This window comes from Nonomuraea sp. CX421 (assembly GCF_059358955.1).
The window spans coordinates 1-2,112 of the sequence record NZ_JCADBK010000054.1 but is presented as its reverse complement, the minus strand read 5'-3'; the positions used below and the strand labels follow the sequence as shown (position 1 = coordinate 2,112).

Here is a 2,112-nt window from a genome sequence, read left to right as displayed (position 1 = left end):
ACTCCCGTCCAATACGCGGGTGGCGCGCTGATGCTCGCCGGAGCCCTGCTCGCCATGGCGCGCGACGCCTTCGCCGCGCCGGCGCGCCGGCCACGGCGTGGCAGGGAGCCGATCCCGCTGAAACGCCCCCTCCGTCGCTGACGGTCCGCGGGTGCGCAAACCACGCGGTGCGCCGACCGGCCGTGACCGGCTTCCCTGGCGTCCGTCTCGCCTTTCGGGCGGTCGGCGCGGTACTGGGGCTCGCGTGTCCACATAGATCACCTCAAATCGTGGCACGGGGCACATCCCGTGCCGTCACGAACTCGCCCACCACCGGGTCGAGGCAACTCCGCGAGGAAAGGGGTGAGTTTCATGCGCAACTACGACTGGACCTGATCAGTTGACGCGCTGGTGGCAGGTCGCTCGGATATCGACGGGTATCGGCGCCCGTAATGATCTGTCCCGGCCGTAACCCGGTGGTCGGCGGTGCCTCGCCTGTCTTTCCCGCTTGGCGCCGCCGACCTCCTTGGAGGAGTCGACACAGCGTGCTGCAGGGCCGTTCGCGTCCGGCTTCAGCCGACCGGCCCGCCAACGTCACGGATGACCGCGCGAATGCGTTCGTCGTCCCAGACCACGTCGGGATCGGGCTCCAGGAAGGCGAGCACGGTGGCGGCGATGCCGAAACCTGGAAGGCTCCACTCGGCCGGTGCCGCGATCCGGGCGGTGAAATCGCGCTCGGCGCGCGACAGCGCGGCCTGGACGTCATCGCGCAGCCCGCCCGCGGGCAGCCCGGCGAAGGTGGTGTGCAAAGCAAGGCAGGTGCGATGTACGCAGCCACTCCTGCCGCTCCAGCACGACCCCAAGTACCAGTGAGGAGTACTTCATGATCCGGAGGCCCTCGGCCGTCGAGACCGCCACGTCTCTCCCCGCCTTCTTCGTCTTGCTCTTCGTCGTCGCGGTGCCCTTCTGGGTGGTCGGCGCGTTCACCGGCCATCTGCCCGGCGTGCCGATGCGGCTTCCGGTGAGCGCCCTGATGTTCCCGGGGCCGCTCCTCGTGGCCGTGTTCTTGCTGCACCGCCGCGAGTCGGGCGCGACCCGGCTGCTGCTGCGCCGCGCCTTCGCTCCGCGGCGACTTGCCCACCCGGCCTGGCTGCCGGTCACGCTCCTGCTCGTGCCCGGCCTCGCCCTGCTCGGCTACGTGCTGGACAGGGCCATGGGTGGGTCATCCCAGGGCCTTGACCTCTCGATCCTGGTCGTGCCGCCGCTGTTCGCGCTGTTCTTCGCCGCGGCCGTGGCCGAGGAGGCGGGCTGGACGGGCTTCGCCCCCGACCCGCTGCGCGCCCGCTGGGGCGACCTGGGCGCCGCCCTCGTACTCGATGCGGTCTGGGGTTCGTGGCATCTGGTGGCGCTGGTTCAGACGGGGCGCACCCCAGGGTGGATCGCCTGGTGGGCGCTGGGGACGGTCGGCGCGCGACTGGTCATGGTCCGGCTGTACGTAGCCACCGGCGGCAGTGTGCTGTCGGCCGTGCTCCTGCACACGATGCTGAATCTCACCAGTCGCTGCTTCCCGGCTACCCGGCCGACACGAGTCTGATCGCCCCCGCCGCCGTCGCCGTCGTCACGGCGATCACCGGGGTCCTGTCGTTCCTCTGGCCGCGACGGGCAGGCCGGGCCGTTGGGCGTCCACCGCGCCCCTCGGTCACAAGGTCCTGACGACCGGTTCTTGCGGGGCTCGCCACGACGGTGAGCGGCCCAGGGCGGCCACGAGGAGATCAGTGGGGGAGGCGTTCTCCCGCGCTCACCATCGCCGCCGGTGAGTACGACGCCCGTCCGGGGCCTCTCCGCGACCTGGTCGTCAAGACGGCACGCCTCTGGCAGGACACGCTCATCGCCGAAATCCGCGGCGCGATCGAAACCGGCGGCCGTCCGGCCTCCGCTGATGCGGCCCAGGTGGCCTTCGAGCTCGAGGGGATCGCGCTGGCCACGAACCAGGCGATCCAGCTACGCCAGGGCCGCGCGGCGGCCGTCCTGGCCCGCCGCGCGGTCGGCCGCGTGCTGCGCTCCTGACCGGCTGTTCCGGTCGATCCCCAGGTTCGTCCCAGGATTAAGCCCGCAGGGCCAGGATGACCTCGA

Annotated in this window: 3 protein-coding genes; 2 read left to right on the top strand and 1 reads right to left on the bottom strand. The window is 71.4% G+C overall.

Annotated elements, in window-relative coordinates:
* Positions 1 to 551 precede the first annotated feature (551 nt).
* The gene (locus tag AC5L3X_RS39090; RefSeq protein WP_494863836.1) at positions 552 to 788 is read right to left on the bottom strand and encodes a hypothetical protein; all 237 of its coding nucleotides are present in this window, start codon (positions 786 to 788) and stop codon (positions 552 to 554) included.
* A gap of 74 nt (positions 789 to 862) precedes the next feature.
* Between AC5L3X_RS39090 and AC5L3X_RS39085 the strand changes: the two genes are divergently transcribed.
* A complete protein-coding gene (locus AC5L3X_RS39085) occupies positions 863 to 1,573 on the top strand; it encodes a CPBP family glutamic-type intramembrane protease (RefSeq protein WP_494863835.1) in 711 nt (236 codons plus the stop codon).
* 149 nt (positions 1,574 to 1,722) lie between these two features.
* On the top strand, positions 1,723 to 2,046 hold the full coding sequence (locus tag AC5L3X_RS39080; protein WP_494863833.1) for a TetR family transcriptional regulator C-terminal domain-containing protein: 324 nt from the start codon (positions 1,723 to 1,725) through the stop codon (positions 2,044 to 2,046).
* Positions 2,047 to 2,112: the final 66 nt, after the last annotated feature.

What these genes read in the sequence shown, in the direction of transcription:
- AC5L3X_RS39085 (WP_494863835.1), top strand. Translation starts at nt 863, where the DNA reads ATGATCCGGAGGCCCTCGGCCGTCGAGACCGCCACGTCTCTCCCCGCC.